General features: G+C 70.8%; 19 protein-coding genes. 12 read left to right on the top strand and 7 right to left on the bottom strand.

All coding sequences use genetic code 11. The features are described 5' to 3' along the window. Positions 1-79: 79 nt before the first annotated feature. Entirely contained in the window at positions 80-256 is a 177-nt protein-coding gene (locus tag AC3WQR_RS28485) for a hypothetical protein (RefSeq protein WP_167481182.1), read from the top strand. A gap of 9 nt (positions 257-265) precedes the next feature. Here AC3WQR_RS28485 and AC3WQR_RS28480 read toward each other — a convergent pair whose 3' ends face one another. After that, positions 266-898, bottom strand: a complete 633-nt coding sequence (locus tag AC3WQR_RS28480) for a TetR/AcrR family transcriptional regulator (RefSeq protein ID WP_492745265.1) — start codon at positions 896-898, stop codon at positions 266-268. A 72-nt stretch (positions 899-970) separates the two neighbouring features. On the opposite strand from AC3WQR_RS28480, the gene AC3WQR_RS28475 reads away from it, so the two are divergent. Genes AC3WQR_RS28475 through AC3WQR_RS28465 form a run of 3 tightly spaced genes read left to right on the top strand, consistent with a single transcriptional unit; the run spans position 971 to position 5,027 of the window. Continuing rightward, complete coding sequence (locus tag AC3WQR_RS28475) at positions 971-1,807, top strand: thioesterase family protein (RefSeq protein ID WP_492745263.1); 837 nt, start codon at positions 971-973, stop codon at positions 1,805-1,807. 38 nt (positions 1,808-1,845) lie between these two features. Beyond that, positions 1,846-3,495 carry an acyl-CoA dehydrogenase family protein gene (locus AC3WQR_RS28470; RefSeq protein WP_492745261.1) on the top strand — a complete coding sequence of 550 codons (1,650 nt, stop codon included), beginning with the start codon at positions 1,846-1,848 and terminating at the stop codon, positions 3,493-3,495. Positions 3,496-3,512: 17 nt separating this feature from the next. Next, positions 3,513-5,027, top strand: a complete 1,515-nt coding sequence (locus tag AC3WQR_RS28465; RefSeq protein ID WP_492745259.1) for a class I adenylate-forming enzyme family protein — start codon at positions 3,513-3,515, stop codon at positions 5,025-5,027. Positions 5,028-5,191: 164 nt separating this feature from the next. On the opposite strand, the gene AC3WQR_RS28460 is transcribed toward AC3WQR_RS28465, so the two are convergent. Further along, positions 5,192-6,079, bottom strand: coding sequence for a gamma-glutamyl-gamma-aminobutyrate hydrolase family protein (locus AC3WQR_RS28460; RefSeq protein ID WP_062480404.1), 888 nt, complete (start codon positions 6,077-6,079; stop codon positions 5,192-5,194). A gap of 105 nt (positions 6,080-6,184) precedes the next feature. On the opposite strand from AC3WQR_RS28460, the gene AC3WQR_RS28455 reads away from it, so the two are divergent. After that, on the top strand, positions 6,185-7,237 hold the full coding sequence (locus AC3WQR_RS28455; protein WP_492745257.1) for a sugar phosphate isomerase/epimerase family protein: 1,053 nt from the start codon (positions 6,185-6,187) through the stop codon (positions 7,235-7,237). On the opposite strand, the gene AC3WQR_RS28450 is transcribed toward AC3WQR_RS28455, so the two are convergent. Then, a complete protein-coding gene (locus tag AC3WQR_RS28450) occupies positions 7,234-8,532 on the bottom strand; it encodes an aspartate aminotransferase family protein (protein WP_492745255.1) in 1,299 nt (432 codons plus the stop codon). The two genes, AC3WQR_RS28455 and AC3WQR_RS28450, sit on opposite strands and share 4 nt — an antisense overlap. 120 nt (positions 8,533-8,652) lie before the next feature. Between AC3WQR_RS28450 and AC3WQR_RS28445 the strand changes: the two genes are divergently transcribed. Next, on the top strand, positions 8,653-9,129 hold the full coding sequence (locus tag AC3WQR_RS28445; RefSeq protein ID WP_159274176.1) for an Lrp/AsnC family transcriptional regulator: 477 nt from the start codon (positions 8,653-8,655) through the stop codon (positions 9,127-9,129). A 9-nt stretch (positions 9,130-9,138) separates the two neighbouring features. Here AC3WQR_RS28445 and pdxR read toward each other — a convergent pair whose 3' ends face one another. Continuing rightward, a complete protein-coding gene (gene pdxR, locus AC3WQR_RS28440) occupies positions 9,139-10,605 on the bottom strand; it encodes a MocR-like pyridoxine biosynthesis transcription factor PdxR (protein ID WP_492745253.1) in 1,467 nt (488 codons plus the stop codon). 87 nt (positions 10,606-10,692) lie between these two features. Here pdxR and AC3WQR_RS28435 point away from each other — a divergent pair, with 87 nt between their 5' ends. The 5 genes from AC3WQR_RS28435 (at position 10,693) to AC3WQR_RS28415 (ending at position 15,028) form a co-directional block, all read left to right on the top strand. After that, positions 10,693-11,958 carry an MFS transporter gene (locus tag AC3WQR_RS28435; RefSeq protein ID WP_492745250.1) on the top strand — a complete coding sequence of 422 codons (1,266 nt, stop codon included), beginning with the start codon at positions 10,693-10,695 and terminating at the stop codon, positions 11,956-11,958. A 553-nt stretch (positions 11,959-12,511) separates the two neighbouring features. Further along, a complete protein-coding gene (infA, locus tag AC3WQR_RS28430) occupies positions 12,512-12,781 on the top strand; it encodes a translation initiation factor IF-1 (protein ID WP_062482563.1) in 270 nt (89 codons plus the stop codon). Between the two features lie 124 nt (positions 12,782-12,905). Further along, positions 12,906-14,348 carry an ATP-dependent RNA helicase DbpA gene (gene dbpA, locus AC3WQR_RS28425; RefSeq protein WP_062482564.1) on the top strand — a complete coding sequence of 481 codons (1,443 nt, stop codon included), beginning with the start codon at positions 12,906-12,908 and terminating at the stop codon, positions 14,346-14,348. Positions 14,349-14,442: 94 nt separating this feature from the next. Next, positions 14,443-14,613, top strand: a complete 171-nt coding sequence (locus tag AC3WQR_RS28420; RefSeq protein WP_167395080.1) for a hypothetical protein — start codon at positions 14,443-14,445, stop codon at positions 14,611-14,613. Between the two features lie 91 nt (positions 14,614-14,704). Next, entirely contained in the window at positions 14,705-15,028 is a 324-nt protein-coding gene (locus AC3WQR_RS28415) for a hypothetical protein (protein ID WP_390347727.1), read from the top strand. Between the two features lie 12 nt (positions 15,029-15,040). On the opposite strand, the gene AC3WQR_RS28410 is transcribed toward AC3WQR_RS28415, so the two are convergent. Further along, complete coding sequence (locus AC3WQR_RS28410) at positions 15,041-15,928, bottom strand: LysR family transcriptional regulator (RefSeq protein WP_492745247.1); 888 nt, start codon at positions 15,926-15,928, stop codon at positions 15,041-15,043. Positions 15,929-16,017: 89 nt separating this feature from the next. Here AC3WQR_RS28410 and AC3WQR_RS28405 point away from each other — a divergent pair, with 89 nt between their 5' ends. After that, positions 16,018-16,908 carry an EamA family transporter gene (locus AC3WQR_RS28405; protein WP_492745245.1) on the top strand — a complete coding sequence of 297 codons (891 nt, stop codon included), beginning with the start codon at positions 16,018-16,020 and terminating at the stop codon, positions 16,906-16,908. A gap of 4 nt (positions 16,909-16,912) precedes the next feature. On the opposite strand, the gene AC3WQR_RS28400 is transcribed toward AC3WQR_RS28405, so the two are convergent. Next, positions 16,913-17,839 carry a fatty acid desaturase family protein gene (locus AC3WQR_RS28400; protein ID WP_492745243.1) on the bottom strand — a complete coding sequence of 309 codons (927 nt, stop codon included), beginning with the start codon at positions 17,837-17,839 and terminating at the stop codon, positions 16,913-16,915. Positions 17,840-17,918: 79 nt separating this feature from the next. Beyond that, a complete protein-coding gene (locus tag AC3WQR_RS28395) occupies positions 17,919-18,587 on the bottom strand; it encodes a GntR family transcriptional regulator (protein WP_492745281.1) in 669 nt (222 codons plus the stop codon). Between the last annotated feature and the right edge of the window lie 14 nt (positions 18,588-18,601).

Below are 18,601 nucleotides of genomic sequence, written 5' to 3'. Positions count from 1 at the left end.
GGCGGCTGGTGTCTTTGTTACAGGGCGGCCGGAGCCCCCGGCCTATAGTGGGACGTCCTTAGTTTTCTGGAGTCCTGCCGTGAAGTCGATCCTTGCCGCCCTCGCCGTCCTTGCGACCGGTCTGCTGGTCTCGGGCTGCGCCGGCACCGCGCCGTCGCCGTCTTCTTCCTCCACGTCTTCATCGGGCAGCGGCGTGACGGTGTTCGGCACCATCGACGCCGGCGTCAGCGGCACGACGAACAAGTCGTCGCGCTGAGCCAGAGCCTCAGGCGACTGTCGCCAGGTAGCCCCGCAGCGCATCGCGCAACTGGCGTGACAGCGTTTGCAGGTCGGGCCGCCCACCCGTGCCGATGTGGGTGTGCGCGACCAGGCCGTAGATGATGGTCTGGCACACGCGCGCCGCTTCCTTCTTCTGCGGGCCGTCGGCCTTCACGTCGCCCGCCGCGTCGAGCACGCCCACCCATTCGGCCACGAAGCGGTCGTACATCTTGCGGTAGGCCTCGGGGCTGGAGAGGTGCCGCTCCAGCAGGTAGTGCGCGCCCCAGGCCACAGGCTGCGCGCGGTGCGCCTCGAGCTGCGCATCGATCACCGCGTCGACGATCTCGCGCCACGGTCGGCCTTCGTTCGTGGCCACGACCGCGCGCATGTCCAGCAGCAAGGCCTTGGAGCGCAGGTGCAGGCACACGCGCGCCAGGTCTTCCTTGTTTTCGAAGTATTCGTAGAAGCTGCCCAGGCCCGTGCCCGCCACGGCCACGATCTCGCGGATCGTGATGGCGGCGTAGCCCTTCTCGACCAAAAGCCGAACAAAGGCTTCCTGCAAGGCCTGCGAGGTGTGGCGCGCGCGGGACTGGCGCGGCTTCCTCCTCGGGGCGGCGGCGGGTGCGCGGGCGCCGGTCATGGCCGCCGAACCCGAACACCTCGCGGGCGGGTTGTTCCTAGAATTTTTGATCCCATCGAAAGGCATTCTGCAATGACCTCGCCCGACCGCGCCCCCGAGACAACGCCCCCCGCCGTCTACACCGGCGAGGGCGACGCGTGGCTGCCCGACGCGCTCTCGCGCGGCCCGTGGGACCCGCGCGCGCAGCACGGCGGCGCGCCTGCCGCCTTGCTCGCCCACATCGCCGAACGCGCGGCGCCCGGCCCCGGCTGGCAGCTGGCGCGGCTCACGCTGGAGCTGGTGAAGCCGGTGCCGGTGGCGCCGCTGGCCACGCGCACGCAGTCGCAGGCCTCGCGCGCCACGGTGCGCGTGGGCATCGACCTGCTCGCGGGCGACACCGTGGTGGCCCGCGCGCATGCGCTGCTGCTGAAGACCTCGCCGCTGACGCTGCCGGCGAACCTGCCCGCGGGCGACGCGCCGCGCGAACTGCGCCCGCTGCCGGAAGACTGCACCGAGCGCCTGCGCATTCCCGGCCTGCCTGACGGCCTCTCGTTCCACCAGACCGCCGTCGAATCGCGCCTCGCGCAGGGCGACATCGCGCAGCCCGGCGCGGGCGCCGCGTGGTTCCGGCTCGCCGTGCCGCTGGTGCGCGGCGTGGCCACCTCGCCCGCGATGCGCGCGGCGGCGGCGGCCGACTTCGGCAACGGCCTGAGCTGGGTGCTGTCGCCCGCCGACTTCCTGTTCTCGAACGCCGACCTGAGCCTGAACCTGTTTCGCGTGCCCGAGGGCGAGTGGATCGGCCTGCGCGCCAGCACCGAGATGCACGCCGGCGGCGCGGGCCTCACCGTGTCCCACCTGTACGACACGCGCGGCCTCATCGGCCTCGCGACCCAGACGCTGGTGGTGCGCGAACGCGCCGCCGCCGCCTGAACACGCCCCCTTTTTCACCGATTCACGGAGACAACGCCATGACCATTCCCGGCATCCATCCCGACAACCAGGTCCCCGAGCTCAAGGACTACAACGTCTACACCAGCGACCCCGCGCTGCGCGGCGCGGTGGGGCGCGGCGGCGCCGCCTGGCGCGACGACGAGCTGGTGCGCCAGGGCGCCGAGTACGGCGCCGAGGCCACGCTGCGCGCCGCCGAGGACGCCAACCGCCACGAGCCCGAGCTGCACACCCACTCGCGCACCGGCTCGCGCATCGACAGCGTGCAGTTCCACCCCGCGTGGCACACCATGATGTCGATCGCGCGGCGCAACGGCATCGCCAACCTGCCGTTCTTCGACGAGCGGCCCTCGGCCTGGGTGGGCTACGGCGCCTCGCTGTACATGCACAGCCAGATCGAGTCGGGTTCCACCTGCCCGACCACCATGACCAAGGCCTGCATCCCCGTGATGCGCCGCAACGCCGCGCTGTACGCCGACCTGCGCGACAAGCTCGCCGCCCACGTGCACGACCCACGCGACATCCCGCTCGAGGGCAAGACCTCGATGACCGTCGGCATGGGCATGACCGAGAAGCAGGGCGGCAGCGACGTGCGCACCAACACCACGCGCGCGGTGCCCGCGGGGAGCATGGCAAGTGGCCCGTGGGGCGAAGAGTTCCTCATCACCGGCCACAAGTGGTTCTTCTCGGCGCCGATGTGCGACGGCCACCTGGTGCTGGCCAAGACCGACGAGCACGGCTCCTCGTGCTTCTTCGTGCCGCGCTGGCGGCCCGACGGCAGCAAGAACGCGATCCACATCCAGCGCCTGAAGGACAAGGTCGGCAACCGCTCCAACTCGAGCAGCGAGGTCGAGTTCAAGGAGGCCTGGGGCGTGCTGGTGGGCGACGAGGGCCGCGGCATCCCGACCATCATCGAGATGGCGACCGTGACGCGGCTGGACTGCGCGCTCGCCAGCGCCGGCTTCATGCGCCAGGGCTTCGCGCAGGCGCTGCACTACACGCGCAACCGCTTCGCCTTCGGCAAGGCGCTGGTCGACCAGCCGGTGATGACCGAACTGCTGGCCGACATGGCGCTGGAAACCGAAAGCGCCACGCTGCTGGCGATGGAGCTGGCCGCGCGCTTCGGCTCGCCCGCGCCGCTGGACACCGCCTGGCGCCGCCTGCTCACGCCCGCCGCCAAGTTCTGGAACTGCAAGCGCGCGGTGGCGCTCACCGGCGAGGCGATGGAGGTGTTCGGCGGCAACGGCTACGTGGAAGACGGCCCGATGGGCCGCCTGTTCCGCGAGGCACCCGTCAACTCGATCTGGGAAGGCTCGGGCAACGTGATGTGCCTGGACGTGCTGCGTGCCGTGTCGCGCAACCCCGACGACGCGCACCTCGTGCTCGACCACCTGCAGGAAGTGACCGCCGGCGAAGCGCGCCTGCAGGCCGAGGTGCAGGCCCTGCGCCAGATGGTGCAGCTGGCGCCGCAGGACCTGGAGCGCCAGGCGCGCCGCTTCACGCAGCGGCTGGTGCGCGCGGCGCAGGCCGGCCTGATGCTGCAGCACGCGAGCCCGCTCGCGGCGGCCGCGTTCGTGTCGAGCCGCTTCGATCCCGACTGGGGCCCCGTGACCGGCATCAGCGCCGGCACCAGCGACCCCGGCGCGCTGGTGCGCGCCGCCTGGCACTGAGCACGGAGCCGACACGGATGGATTTCGTTTCCCTGCTCGACCAGCACGCCCGCACCCAGCCTGCGCACGAATGCCTGCGCGCCGCGGGCCGCGCCTGGACCTACGCCGAGTTCGCCGACCTCTCGCGCCGCGCCGCCACCGTGCTGCGCGACCAGGGCGTGGGCCCCGGCGACAAGGTCGCGCTGCTGTGCTTCAACACGGTCGGCTTCGTCGCCGCGATGTTCGGCGCCTGGCGCCTCGGCGCGGCCGTGGTGCCGGTCAACCACAAGCTGCAGGCGCCGGAGATCGACTACGTGCTGGCCCACGCCGGCGTGCGCCTGTGCGTGGCCGACGGCACGCTCGCCACGCAGGTCGCCGCGCGCATCGCGCACCGCTGCGACTGGCTCGCGACCGACAGCGCCGCCGACGGCCTGCCGATGTTCGACGACCTGATGGCGCAGGCCGCGCCGCTCAGCGACGACGCCCCTTTGCCCGGCACCGACACGCTGGCCCAGGTGCTCTACACCTCGGGCACCACCGGCAAGCCCAAGGGCTGCCTGCACAGCCACCGCAACGTGTTCATGGCGGCCGTGTGCACGGCGGCGGGCATGTCGCTGTCGCGCAATGAACGCACACTGGTCGCGATGCCGGTGTGGCATTCGTCGCCGCTCAACAACTGGCTGCTGGGCACACTGCTCATGGGCGGCACCGTGGTGCTGCTGCGCGAGTACGCGCCCAAGGCCTTTCTCGACACGCTGGCCGAAGAACGCATCACCTTCACCTTCGGTGCGCCCATCGCCTTCCTGGCGCCGCTGTCGGTGGTGCCCGACGTGCAACGCTACGACTTCAGCGCGATGCGCCTGTGGGCCTACGGCGGCGGCCCGCTCGGTGCCGACATGGCACGCAAGCTGGCCGACAGCTACCGCAGCGACCGCTTCGTGCAGGTCTACGGCATGACCGAATCGGGCCCGCTGGGCACGGTGCTCTACCCGGAAGACGCGATCGCCAAGGCCGGCTCGATCGGCCGCGCGGGCGTGCCCGGCGTGGCGATCGAGGTGCGCCACGCCGACGGCCGGCGCTGCGGCGCGGGCGAGGTCGGCGAGATCCACCTGCGTTCGCCGGCCGCGATGCAGGGCTACCTCGACAACCCGCAGGCGAGCGCCGAGGCCTTCGACGCACAAGGCTGGTACCGCACGGGCGACCTGGCGCGCGTGGACGAGGACGGCTTCCTGTTCATCGTCGACCGGCTGCGCGACATGATCATCACGGGCGGCGAGAACGTCTATTCGAAGGAAGTGGAAGACGCGCTGGGCGCCCACCCCGACGTGCAGGACGTGGCCGTCATCGGTCGCCCGCACCCCGAGTGGGGCGAGACCGTGACGGCGGTGCTGGTGGCGCGCGGCGGGCGCGCACTCGAGGCGCGCGAGCTGGTGCGTTTTCTCGAGGACCGGCTGGCGCGCTACAAGATTCCGCGCATCTTCGAAGTGCGCGAGAGCCTGCCGCGCACGGCGACGGGCAAGCTGCTCAAGCACCTGCTGCGCGACGCGGGCTGAGCGTTGGACAGTACGGTCGTTGATCGGCCGCACACCAGCGCTGCGTCCCGTGCGCAGGACACCGGGTGCTTCCCGCAGCGAAATCAAGGAGGAGGCCGCAGGCCGGGGGACATTCGCGGAGGGAAGTACCCGGTGGCCTGTGCACGCGCCCCGAACAACAGCCGTCAGCGCCGCAACAACGCCTGCCGCAGCAACCGCGCCGCCCGGTTGCGAATGCGCCCCTGCATCTCGCGCATGCTGGTGCGCGGCGCCACGCGGGCGGTGGCGCAGGCCCACAGGAAGTCGTGCAGGATCGGCGTGTCGTCCACCGTCTCGGTGCTGCCGTACTTGTGGAACTCGGGGTGCCACTGGGTCGCCGCGATGTAGCCGCGCCCCTTCTCGGGCCGACGACGGATCGCCTCGGGCACGCGGTCGGGCAGGCTCCAGGCCTCGATCTCGAAGCCGGGCGCGAGCCCCTTGATGCCCTGGTGGTGGATGCTGTTGACGCGCGCCGTGCGCACCTCGGGGTACAGCTTCGCCAGGCGCGTGCCTTCGACGATCTCGATCTGGTGGAAGTTCTGGTCGTAGGTCACCGGGTCGCGGTGGCGCACCGTCTCGGGGTGGCCGTGCTGCTCCTCGATGTCCTGGTAGAGCGTGCCGCCGAAGGCCACGTTGATCAGCTGCAGGCCCCGGCACACGCCGAAGATCGGCTTGCCGGCCTGCTCGAAGGCCTCGACCAGCGCGAGGTCGTACAGGTCGCGGATCTGGTCGCCGATCCAGGCGTCTTTCAGGGGCTCCTCGCCGTAGCTGCCGGGCCAGACGTCGGCGCCGCCGTGCATCACCACGCCGTCGAGCCACTCGGCGTAGTGCGACAGCTTGGTGTCGCCGCGCGCCGTCTCGCCCGTGGGGCAGGGCACCATCACCACCATCGCGCCGGCCGACATGAGCCAGTGGGCGATCGATTGTTCGACGTACTGCAGCGTCTTGTTCGTGAAAAGCGAGCGGGCCGGGTCGGCGTGCGAGAAGCAGGCGGACAAGCCGATCTTGAGCCGGGCGGCGACAGGCTGAGACATGTCGATGGGTTCCCTGTGGACAAAGTTCATTGTGCGCCCATCGAACTTCGGTCGTGTGTCAGCCGAACCCCCGAAGTATGCTGTGCGGCGCATCAGGAGACACGCATGAAGACGATCAAGGGGCCGGGCATTTTCCTGGCCCAGTTCGCGGGCGACACGGCCCCGTTCCACTCGCTCGACGCCATCGCCGGATGGGCCGCGGGCCTCGGCTACAAGGGCGTGCAGATCCCCAGCTGGGACACGCGCCTCATCGACCTGAAGCGCGCCGCCGAGAGCAAGACCTACTGCGACGAGATCAAGGGCACGCTTGCGGGCCACGGCCTGGAGATCACCGAGCTTTCGACCCACCTGCAGGGCCAGCTGGTGGCGGTGCACCCGGCCTACGACGCGGGCTTCGACGGCTTTGCGGCGCCCGAGGTGCGCGGCAACCCCGTCGCGCGCCAGCAGTGGGCGGTGCAGCAGCTGCACCATGCGGCCAAGGCCTCGGCCAACCTCGGGCTCACGGCGCACGCGACCTTCTCGGGCGCGCTGGCCTGGCCGTATCTTTATTCGTGGCCGCCGCGCCCGCCGGGCCTCATCGAGGAGGCCTTCGACGAACTGGCGCGCCGCTGGCGCCCGATCCTCGATGCCTTCGATGCCGTGGGCGTCGACGTGGGCTACGAGATCCACCCCGGCGAAGACCTGCACGACGGCGTGAGCTACGAGATGTTCCTGGAGCGCGTGGGCAACCACCCGCGCGCCTGCCTGCTGTACGACCCGAGCCACTTCGTGCTGCAGCAGCTCGATTACCTGGCCTACATCGACCACTACCACGAGCGCATCAAGCTCTTCCACGTGAAGGACGCCGAGTTCAACCCGACCGGCAAGCAGGGCGTGTACGGCGGCTTCCAGAGCTGGATCAACCGCGCCGGGCGCTTCCGTTCGCTGGGCGACGGGCAGGTCGACTTCAAGGCCATCTTCTCGAAGATGGCGCAGTACGACTTCCCGGGCTGGGCGGTGCTCGAATGGGAGTGCTGCATCAAGCACCCGGAAGACGGCGCGCGCGAGGGCGCCGCCTTCATCCGCGACCACATCATCCGCGTGGCAGACCGGGCCTTTGACGACTTCGCGGCCGGCGGCGCGGACGTGGCAGCCAACCGGCGGATGCTGGGGATCTAGCTCGTCGAACGGATCGCGTCGTCGAGGATTTCGAGGCCGCGGTCGATTTCCTCCGGCTTCACATTCAGCGGCGGCGCGATGCGCCACACGGCCGCCATGCCGCCGACGGCCACGATGTTCATGCTCAGGCCGCGCGCCATGCAGGCGTCGGTGATGGCCCGGCCGCGCTCGGCGTCGGGTTCGCGGGTCTCGCGGTCCTTCACCAGTTCCACGCCCTGCAGCAGGCCGTGGCCGCGCACGTCACCGATCACCTCGTGCCGCGCCTTCAGCGTGGCCAGGCCCCGGCTCAGCCGTTCGCCCATGGCGGCGGCGCGCTGGTTGAGCCCTTCTTCCTCAAGCACGTCGAGCACCGCCAGGCCGACCTCGGCCGGCAGCGGGTCGGACACGTGCGAGGTGACGTGCACGAAGCCCTTCTCATGGCAATCTTGTTCGATCGCTTCGCTGGTGACCGTGGCGCCGATCGCCAGGCCGCCGCCCAGCGTCTTCGAGACGGTGAGGAAGTCGGGCACCACGCCCGCCTGCTCGAACGCGAAGTTGCTGCCCAGGCGGCCGAAGGCGGTCTGCGCTTCGTCCAGGATGAGCAGCATGCCGCGCTCGCGGCATTTGGCCTGCAGCTTCGGGAAGTAGCCGGCGGGCGGCACGATCACGCCGCCCGAGCTCAGCACCGGCTCGGCGATGAAGGCCGCGAGCGAGCCGCTGGACTGCGCATCGACCATGTCGAAGCCGACGTCGAGGCAAGTGGTGTCGCAGGCGTCGCGGCAATGGCGGATGGGGCAGCGGTAGCAGTTCGGCGCGGGGATCGACATGGTGCCGGGCTTGCGCGGCCCGTAGTCCACGTGGTGCCGGCCGGCGAAGGTGAGCGCGGCCATGCCGCCGTTCACGCCGTGCCAGCCGCCGTTCAGGCCCACGATCTCGTAGCGGCCGGTGGTCACGCGGGCCATGCGCGCGGCGGCCTCGTTGGCCTCGCCGCCGGTGGACAGGAACAGCGATTTCGACAGCGACGGCGGCAGCATCGCCGCCAGCCGCCCGGCCAGCGCCGGCACGGCCGGCCCGACGAAGCCGCTGTACAGGTGCAGCGCGCCTTCGCAGGCCTTCTCGATGGCCGCGACGATGCGCGGGTGGTTGTGGCCGATGGTGGCGCACATCTGGCCCGAGGTGAAGTCGAGGATCTCGCGCCCCTGCGCGTCCCACAGCGTGGCGCCGCGCGCCTTGACGATGACATGCGGGCTCAGCCCCATGCCGTAGCGCACGAGGTGCTTGCTGACCACGGGGTCGTAGGTTGCGCCTTCGGCCATCGGATGCTCCTTGTTCGTCGGGGGAGCCCCAGCGTAGCCATCGGCCGCGAAATCCGGTGTCGTTGTGCAGGCCCGAAAACGAAGCCGATTGCGCGCACCTTGCGCCACACTGGCGGCACCATGAAAACCGGCACCCTCGATCGCATCGACCAGTGCATCCTGGCCGAACTGCAGGCCGACGCGGGCCTGCAGAACCAGACGCTGGCCGAGCGCGTGAACCTCTCGCCCTCGGCCTGCCTCAAGCGCGTGCAGCGGCTGCGGCGCGCGGGCGTGATCCGCGAAGAAGTGGCCATCCTCGACGCCGCGCGCGTGGGCTTTCCGGTGCTGGTGATCTCGCGCGTGTCGCTGCGCAGCACCACGCGCGAGGCGATCGGAGCCTTCGAGCGCAAGGTGCATGCGCTGCCGCAGGTGCTGCAGTGCCACTGCGTGGCCGGCGAGACCGACTTCGTGCTCGTGATCTGCGCGCGCTCGCTGCCCGACTACCAGGCCTTCGCGCAGGAGCAGCTGGGCGACGCGCTGGAGCTGGAGAACTACTCGAGCGACATCGTGCTGTCGACCACCAAGTTCACGACCCGGCTGCCGCTGGACAGCGCCTGAGCCGGCACGCTACAGCAGGCGCACCAGCCGCCGGATGGCGCCGTCGATCTGCGACTCGGCGATCAACCCGAAGCCGAAGGCCAGGCCGTTGGGCGCATCGGGCGCCTGCGGATCGGGCGCGAAACGCGACAACGGCGGCAAGGTGATGCCGTCCGCCGCGGCGCGCTCGACCACCACATGGTCGCGTGCGCCGCCGTGCAGCCACGCCGACAGGTGCAGGCCGGCATCGGAAGGAATCGCCTCGAGCCGGCCCGCGCCGTGGCGCGCCAGCGCGTCGAGCAGGGCGCTGCGCCGTGCGCCGTACAGCTTGCGCATGCGGCGGATGTGGCGCGCCAGGTGCCCTTCGGCAATGAAGGCCGCGAGCGCCTCCTGCCCGAGCACCGGGCCGTGCCAGTCGGCCAGCTCGCGCGCCCGCACCAGTGCCGCGCGGGCCCAGGGCGGCGCCACCACGAAGCCCAGGCGCAGCGCGGGGAACAGGCTCTTCGAGAAGGTGCCGACGTAGAACACCGAGCCGGCGCGGTCGAGCGTCTGCAGCGCGTCGAGCGGGCGGCCGGCAAAGCGGAACTCGCTGTCGTAGTCGTCCTCGATGAGCACGGCGTTGCGCGCCCGCGCAAAGGCGAGCAGGGCGGCCCGGCGCGGCGGCGACATCGCCACGCCGGTGGGGAACTGGTGCGAGGGCGTGACGCAGACCACGCGCGCCTCGGGCGGAATGCGGTCCACGCACAGGCCTTCGTCGTCGGTCGGCACCGTGACCACCTTCGCGCCGGCGGCCAGCATGGCCTCGCGCAGCGAGGGATAGAACAGCTGCTCGACCGCCACCACCGTGCGCCCCGGCACCACCAGGATGCGCGCCAGCAGCCCGAAGGCCTGCTGCGCGCCGGCCGTGACCACGATGTCGTCGGCCGTGCAGCCGACCGCGCGCGTGAACGACACGTGCGCCGCGATCGCCTCGCGCAGGGCGCCCTGGCCCTGGGGGTCGGCGTAGTCGGCGGTCTGGCGCGCCACGCGGCGCAGTGCGCGGTCGGACAGGCGGCGCCAGATGTCGAACGGAAAGGCGCCGACATCGGGCAGGCCGACGCGGAAGTCGTCGCGCGCGGCCCGCGGCTGCAGCGTGGGGGCGAGGTCGGCGCCGGGCACGTTCAGCGGCACCAGCCGCGGATCGCGCCGGGGCGCGGCGCCCGCCTCCTTGGGCGCGGCCCGGCCGCGCCGCAACGCGGGCAGCGTGTCGGCCACGAAGGTGCCGGAGCCCGGGCGCGCCAGCAGGTAGCCCTCGCTCAGCAGCAGGTCGTAGGCCGCCAGCATGGTGTTGCGCGACACGCCCAGCCGCTGCGCCAGCGCGCGCGTGGCGGGCAGGCGCGCGCCGGGCTGCAGCCGGCCGTCGAGGATGGCGTCGCGCAGCTGGCGGTGCAGCGCGCGCAGCAGGTCGCGCGAACCGGCGACCGGCAGGCGCAGGGCAAGCTCGAAAAGTGGCTCCATGATCTTTGCCGATTGTGGTTCTTTTGAAGAGCCGCTTGCAATCCTATTCTGGAGGCCTTGGAACACCCACCCATGGAGTCCTTCACCATGCACACCGCTCCTGAAACCCCGCAGCAGCAACCGCCCGCCGAACGCCTGCCCCTGGGCCTGGCCTGGCTCGCGCTGGGCGCCTTCGCCATCGGCACCGAAAGCTTCATGGTCGCCGGCCTGCTGCCGGTGCTGGCGGCCGACCTGCAAGTCAGCGCCGCGCAGGCCGGCCAGCTGGTGCTGCTGTTCGCGCTGAGCTATGCGATCGGCTCGCCGCTGATGGCCGCGCTGCTCGCGCGCTTCGGGCGCCGCCCGCTGCTCATCGCCAGCCTGGCGACCTTCGCAGGCCTCACGGCGGCGGCTTCGATGGCGCACGGCATCGCGCAGCTGGCCCTGGCGCGCGTCGCGCTCGGGCTGGTGGCGGGCGTGTTCCTGCCGACGGCCAGCGCGGTGGCGGCGGCGATGGTGTCGCCCGCGCTGCGCGGCCGGGCGCTGGCCATCGTGACCGGCGGCGGCACCGTGGCGGTGGCGCTCGGCGTGCCGCTGGGCGCCTGGATCGCGGGCTGGGGCGGCTGGCGCACGGCCTACCTGCTGATCGCCGCGGTGGCGGCGCTGGCCACCTGGGGCCTGTTCGTGGGGCTGCCGCGCACGCTGGCGCAGGCCCCGGCCCAGGACCTGGCCGATCTGGCCCCGCGTGCCCCGGCCTTCGCCGTGGCACGCGAACCCGGCGTGGCGCCGGCGCTGCTGGCCACCGTGCTGTGGGCCACGGGCGGCTTCAGCTTCTACACCTACATCGCGCTGTTCCTCGAGCACACGCTGGGCTTCGGGGCCGAGGGCGTGGGCGCGGTGTTCTTCGCGATCGGCGTGGCCGCCGCGCTGGGCACCGCGACCGGCGGCTGGGCCACCGACCGTTTCGGCGCCGACCGCATGGCGCGGGGCTTCGCGCTGGCGCTGGTGGTGATCATGGGCGGGCTCTCGTTCGCCGCGCAGATGCTGCCGCGCGGGCTGGCGCTGCCGCTGATCGTGGGCCTGTCGGCGCTGTGGGGCTTCGCCGGCTGGGGCTTCGGCCCGGCGCAGGCGGTGCGGCTGATCCGGCTGGCGCCCGAGCGCGCGCCGATGACGCTGTCGCTCAACGCCTCGGCGGTCTACCTGGGCATCGCGGCGGGCTCGGGGCTGGGCGGCGCGACCATCGCGTGGTTCGGCGTGAGCGCGGTGGGCTGGGTGGGCGCCGCCGCCCAGTTGGCGGGGCTGGTGCTGCTGTGGCGCGCGGCGCGGCGGGCCCGGTCGGCCGCGCCTGCGGCGTCGACGGCGCCGGCCTGCGCCTGATGCTGCGGCGGGTTGCTATATTTTCAATAGCTACATTGATAGGGTGGATGGCCCTTCGGGGCCTTTTTCATGCGAGCGTTGTTTTTAAGACAAGCAACTGTCATGCCCTGCAAGCTATAATGTCGGGTTCGTTTCGATACCACGACGAAGAATTTCGTCACCCCCGCCGGCCGATCTGCGTTGCCATCCGAATCCGGGATCCAGGATTCATCAGGCTTCTCGTTTCCAGCCCTCGGGCCACGCCGGCTTTCACAGTGTGTTGGAGCGCCAGACCGGGCGCCCATGAATGCCACCACTGCCTTCGTTCCTGTTGAAGCGAATCGCGCGTGCGGCGCGTCCGTTCTCACTAATTTTTCGGCATTGCGCGCCCCGCACCGGCACGCAGCGCCCCAGGCTTCATGGACACTTTCGCAACAGCATCGCGGTGGGCAGGTTTCTGCTTCCCGCACCGCAACGACAGATTCCTGGACGCCGGCTGACCCGCCGGCCGACTGAAACCAACACGCCCATCTTCATCTCCAACACACATCGAACGATTCAGAGGTAATCACACATGCCCAAGGAAGAACTGATCGAAATGAACGGCGCAGTGACCGAAGTCCTGCCCGACTCGCGCTACCGCGTCACGCTCGACAACGGCCACCAGCTGATCGCCTACAGCGGCGGCAAGATGCGCAAGCACCACATCCGCATCCTGGCCGGCGACAAGGTCTCGCTCGAGCTGTCGCCCTACGACCTGACCAAGGGCCGCATCACGTTCCGTCACCTGGAACGCCGCGGTCCCCCGCCGACCAACTCGGGCAACAACACGCCCCGCCGCTGAGCGACGCCCGGCCGGCCTTGCAGAGCGCCCTCCCGGAGGGGGCCCTGCAAGGCCTTTGTCTTTTCCGGGCCGTCACTTTTTTCCCTTTGCGTTTTCCTGTCTGTCTGTCTCCGGCTGCCGAACGATGAACTCCACCACCTCCCCAGCCGGCGGCCTCCAGGCCGAACCCCACGGCTTTGCCACGCTGGCGCTGTCGCCCCAGATGCTGGCCAACCTCACCCAGCTCGGCTACACGCAGATGACGGCCATCCAGGCCGCCGCGCTGCCGCCCGCCTTGCTGGGCAAGGACCTGATCGCCCAGGCCAAGACCGGCAGCGGCAAGACCGCCGCCTTCGCGCTGGCGCTGCTGTCCAACCTGAACCCGCGCCGCTTCGCCATCCAGGCGATGGTGCTGTGCCCCACGCGCGAGCTGGCCGACCAGGTCACGACCGAGATCCGCCGCCTGGCGCGCGCCGAAGAAAACATCAAGGTCGTCACGCTGTGCGGCGGTGTGGCGCTGCGCGGGCAGATCGCCAGCCTGGAGCACGGCGCGCACATCGTGGTGGGCACGCCGGGCCGCATCATGGACCACCTGGAGCGCGAGAACCTCGACCTCTCGGCGCTCAACACGCTGGTGCTCGACGAGGCCGACCGCATGCTCGACATGGGCTTCTTCGACGACATCGTGAAGGTGGCGCGCCAGTGCCCGAAGGAACGCCAGACGCTGCTGTTCTCGGCCACGTACCCCGAAGGCATCGCCAAGCTCGCGCAGCAGTTCATGAAGAACCCCGAGCAGATCACGGTGCAGGCCCAGCATGAAGGCAGCAAGATCCGCCAGCGCTGGTACCAGGTGAAGGACAGCGAGCGGCTGCACGCCGTGAGCCTGCTGCTGGACCATTTCCGTCCCGTGAGCACGCTGGCCTTCTGCAACACCAAGCAGCAGTGCCGCGACCTCGTCGACGTGCTGCAGGCGCAGGGCTTCAGCGCGATGGCGCTGTTCGGCGAGCTGGAGCAGCGCGAGCGCGACCAGGTGCTGGTGCAGTTCGCCAACCGCAGCTGCTCGGTGCTGGTGGCCACCGACGTGGCGGCGCGCGGGCTGGACATCGCGCAGCTCGAGGCCGTGATCAACGTCGACGTGACGCCCGACTCCGAAATCCACATCCACCGCGTGGGCCGCACCGGCCGCGTGGGCCAGCAGGGCGGCTCGGAAGGGCTGGCGCTGAACCTGGCCAGCATGAACGAGATGGGCTTCGTCGGGAAGATCGAACAGCTGCAGGGCCGCGAGTCCGAATGGCACCCATTGGCCGAGCTCACGCCCGCCAAGGGCGCACCGCTCACGCCGCCCATGGCCACGCTGCAGATCGTCGGCGGGCGCAAGGAAAAGATCCGCGCCGGCGACGTGCTGGGCGCGCTGACCGGTGACTGCGGCTACACCAAGGACCAGGTCGGCAAGATCAACGTCAACGAGTTCTCGACCTATGTCGCGGTGGACCGCGGCATTGCCGAAGAAGCCGCCCGCAAGCTCGGCAACGGCCGCGTGAAGGGCAAGAGCGTCAAGGTGCGACTGCTGACACCGCAGTCGACCTGACATCCCTCCCATGCTCCTGTTTGGGCGCTTGGCAGACGAAATCTGCCGATGTGGCCTAATCGGGGGTCGAACATCTTTTTTATCCGAGCTTTCCATGCCCAAGAAAATCCGTACCGAAGCCGACCGTCTTGCCAGCCCGAAGCCGACGCCCATGCCCGGCTACACCGTGCCGCGCAACGGTGGCGGCCAGAAGATCAGCCTCGAGCGCGGCACCGCCACGCGCAGCAAGAAGAACCCGGGCAAGCGCCCGAGCAAGGGCGGCTGATCCAGCCCCCGCGGCTCTTTCTTCGGAGCCACGACGAACGCGCCCCCGGGCGCGTTTTGTCATTGGGGCCTGCCCTGCATCACGCGCCGCCATGTCCGACGACAACCAGATCTACATCCCGCCCTCGTTCTTCGCGGTCTACAGCGACGCACGCCAGCGCCTGCGCGAGCCGATCGACGTGGTGCGCGCGCGCTACGAGATCTGCGAAGACCTCGCCGGCCACCTCGTGGGCCATGCGCAGATCCAGCACCACACCGAGGTGCCGGTCGAAAGCGAGATCCTGCGGCGCATCCACGCCGGGCTGGCCACACCGGAATCGGGCGTGTCGGTGCCCGAGGCCGGCTGGATCGTGCATCGGCTGGCCGAGCTGCTGGGGTGGGAAGCGCCCGAGATCGCCGAGCCGGCGGGCGACTAGCCCCCGCGCGCCTCACCGCGCTGCGAACCGCTCCAGCAGGAAGTCGACAAAGGCCCGCGTCTTCGCCGCCAGGTGACGCGACGGGTACACGGCGTACACCGGCGTGCGGTCGGCCTCCCAGTCTTCGAGCACGGCTTCGAGCCGGCCCGTCGCCAGCTCCTGTTCGACATAGATGCGCGGCACCAGGCTCAGGCCGAAGCCGGCGAGCAGGGCGTCGCGCACGGCGATGCTGGAGCTGACCTTGTAGCGCCCGTCGATGGGCACCGCCACGCTGCGCCCGGCGCGGCGGAAGGTCCATTTGTTCGCGTGGCCCGACAGGGTGAACTGCACGCACTCGTGGGCCTTCAGGTCTTCGGGCGCGGCGGGCCGGCCGTGGGCCGCGAAGTAGCCGGGCGCACCGCACAGCACGTGGGTCATGGTCATGAGCTCGCGCGCGACCAGGCTCGAATCTTCCAGCCGGTCGCTGCCGCGGATCGCGAGGTCGTAGCCTTCGCCGATCAGGTCGATGCGGGTGTCCTGCAGGTTCAGCTCCAGCCGCAGGTTGGGGTGGCGCGCCATGAAGGCGGGGATGTGCGGCGAGATGCAGGTCAGCGCGAAGGTCAGCGGCGCGCTCACGCGCAGCACGCCGCCCGGGCTCGCGCCCACGGGCGCCAGCGCGGCGTCGGCCTCGTCCAGGTCGTCGAGGATGCGCGCGAGCCGCTCCACGTAGGCCGCGCCGGCCTCGGTGAGGCTCATGCTGCGCGTGGTGCGGTTGATCAGCCGCACCTTCAGGTGCGCCTCCAGCTCGGCGATGTTCTTGCTGACGGCCGCGGCCGACAGCCCCAGTTGCCGCGCGGCGCCGGCGAAGCTGCCCGCCGCGGCGGTGGTGCGAAAGACCTTGAGGGCGGTGAGATGGTCCATGGGCCGGCGCTCGATTGACGACTGTCAGTAAAGAATCAATTCATTATTCGAGCATTCACAACCACAGGTCAACGCCGTAGATTCGAGCCATGACCTCCCGCACCACCGACCTCCTGCTCACCGCGATCGCGCCCGCGGTCTGGGGCAGCACCTACATCGTGACCACCGAGCTGCTGCCGGCGAACTACCCGCTGACGGTGGCGCTGCTGCGCGCGCTGCCGGCGGGCCTGCTGCTGATGCTGATCGTGCGCCAGCTGCCGCCCCGGGCGTGGTGGGGGCGCATCCTGCTGCTGGGCGCGCTGAACTTCTCGGTGCTGTGGGCGATGCTGTTCCTGGCCGCCTACCGGCTGCCGGGCGGCGTGGCGGCCACCATCACCTCGGTGCAGCCGCTGTTCGTGGTGTTCCTCGCCGGCCTGCTGCTGGGTGCGCCGGTGCGCGCGCTGTCGGTGGCGGCGGCCGTGATCGGCATGGGTGGGGTGGCGCTGCTGGTGCTCACGCCGAACGCCGAGCTCGACGCGCTGGGCATCGCCGCGGCGCTCGCGGCGGCGGTGTCGATGGCCTTCGGCACGGTGCTCAGCCGCCGCTGGCAGCCGCCGGTGTCGGCGCTGACCTTCACGGCCTGGCAGCTGACGGCCGGCGGGCTGCTGCTGCTGCCGGTGGCGCTGTGGCTGGAGCCGCCGCTGCCCGCGCTCACGGCGATGAACTGGGTCGGCTTCGCCTGGCTGGGCCTGGTCGGCGCCGCGCTCACCTACATCGTGTGGTTCCGCGGCGTGGCCCGGCTGGAGCCCTCGGCGATCGCGCCGCTGGCCTTCCTGAGCCCGGTGACGGCGGTGATCCTGGGCTGGGCCTTGCTGGGCCAGAGCCTCTCGGGCTGGCAGATGGCGGGCATCGGCATCGTGATCGCGAGCATCTGGCTGAGCCAGCAGGCGCAGCGCGGTGCGCAGCCGGTGGCGGCGGTGCAGCCCGCACCGAGTCGCTGAGATTTCAGCCCACAGGGGCTGCGCGGCGCAGCAGCTGCAGGTAGCCAGGCTGCACTTCCATGCGCGCGGTCGCGCCCTGGCGCTGCAGCAGGCGGTGCGCCTTCGGCAGCGCCCAGCAGGGCAGGTTGGTGAACATGTGGTGCTCGCAGTGGTAATTGACCCAGTAGGGCGCCACGAAGATGCGTTCGAGCCAGCCGGCGTGTGTGGTGCGCGCCTGGCGCAGCGGGTCGGCCTCGTTCTGCGCCACCAGCGCATGCTCGGCGATGTTGCGCACGCGGCTCACGAGCGGCAGCCAGGTGGCCATCGGCAGCAGCCACATCAGCACCCAGGCCCACCACACGCCGGCCAGCGTGAAGGCCAGCAGGCCCAGGCCGTTGCCGATGAGAAAACGCCTGTCCTTCGCGAGTTCGCGCCCGCACACGCGCAGCGCCGATTCGCCCGGCGCGCGCTGGCGCAGGGCGTCGGCGATGTGGCCGAAGCGCTGCTTGTAGAAGGTCTGGCCGCTGAGGTCGCGCACGACCTTGCGCCACATCGAGTCGCGCGAGATCGGGAAGGGCGCCGACAGCACGAGGTCGGGGTCTTCGGTCTGCTGCACGAAGCGGTGGTGTTGCAGGTGATAGGGCCGGTAGTCGCGCAGCGTGGGCGAGCACAGCCAGTAGCCCACCCAGTCGTTGACCTTGCGGTTGCGGTGCAGCCCCGCGTGCGCGGCGTCGTGCATGAGGATGAACAGGCCCAGCTGGCGCGTGCCGACGATCGGCACCATGAGCGGAATGGTCCATGGCCACACGATGCCCACGATCATCGCGGCGCCGATCACGCCCCAGCAGTGCGCCACCAGCCACAGGCCCCGCCAGGACGAGCGCGCGGTGAGCGATTGCCACTCGTCGGGGGTGAAGAAGTCTTCGGGTCGAGCGCGGGGTGCAGCGGCCATCGGGCCAGTATGCGGCGAAGGCGCCGGCAGATCACGCGTAGTTCCCCGGTGTGGGCGGGGGCAGGCGAGGCCCTTCGGCCTACTTGTCGATGATTTTCCGGGCGAAGACTTCGAGGTAGTCCATGAGCCGCTCGGCACCCGCGATGGCCGCGGCCTCGTCGCCGGTGGCGATGCCCTGCGCCAGTTCGAGGTGCGCGTTGGCGCCTTCGACGATCTCGCCCTCGTGCTGGTAGGCGTACCAGAAGCGCCGGCACTGCACGATCAGCGGCACCACCGCCTTCACCGCCGAGTCGTTGTGGCTCGCGTGATGCGTGACGAGGTCGAGCGCGCGGTCGGCCTGCATGTAGTCGTTCAGGTCGCCGCGGCCCGCGGCTTCGACCATGGCCTCGGCGCAGCGCACGATGGCCTGGCGCTGCGGCGCGGTGGCGCGGCGCGCGGCGCAGGCGGCAATCAGCTGCTCGAGCACGCGGCGGGTCTGGATCACGTCCAGGTGGTCGGCCAGGTCGATGGTCGACACCAGCAGGCCGCGGCGCGGCTGCTGCACGATGAGGCCGATCGACACCATGCGCATCAGCGCCTCGCGCACCGGCGTGCGGCCCAGGCCCGTGCGCTCGGCCAGCTCGGCCTCGACGATCTGGCTGCCGGGCTCCAGCTGCATGGTGGACAGCAGCGCCTCGATGGCGTCGTAGGCCAGGTCGGCCGCGCGGCGCTTGGGCGGGGGTCGGGTGACAGTCTTCGGGGCGGCCATGGTGGGGGTGTGGA

It is taken from the genome of Variovorax sp. FW305-3-2-15-B-LB1 (assembly GCF_058787635.1).
Note: the sequence above shows the minus strand (reverse complement) of the source record. Positions and strands in the feature narration are given on the sequence as shown.